Origin of the sequence: Desulfogranum mediterraneum DSM 13871 (genome assembly GCF_000429965.1) — a bacterium.
Lineage (GTDB): Bacteria > Desulfobacterota > Desulfobulbia > Desulfobulbales > Desulfobulbaceae > Desulfogranum > Desulfogranum mediterraneum.
Map to the genome: position 1 here is coordinate 1 of NZ_KE387006.1, position 253 is coordinate 253.

Sequence of the window (253 nt, forward strand, 5' to 3'; positions counted from 1 at the left end):
GTGATCACTGCAGCGTCGTCGACATTGGCCAGGGTAATGCTGACCACCTGGGTCGTGATGCCGCCCAGGTCGTCGGTCACGGTGACGGTAAAACTGTCACTGCCGAACCAGTCGCTATCCGTTGGGAAAAATGTCCAGGCCCCGCTGGCTGCGTCAATCGCTGCTGTGCCCTTGCTGGCTGCAGAGCTTACCGTGAAGTAGCTGCTGTCGGTCAGACCGTCAACGTCGCTGGCATCAAGATCACCGGAGACCG

The 253-nt window shown here is 60.1% G+C and carries 1 protein-coding gene; it reads right to left on the reverse strand.

The annotated features are described in order from the left end of the window. Positions 1-253: Ig-like domain-containing protein (locus G494_RS24350; protein WP_035247520.1), on the reverse strand; the 253-nt coding region annotated here is incomplete at both ends.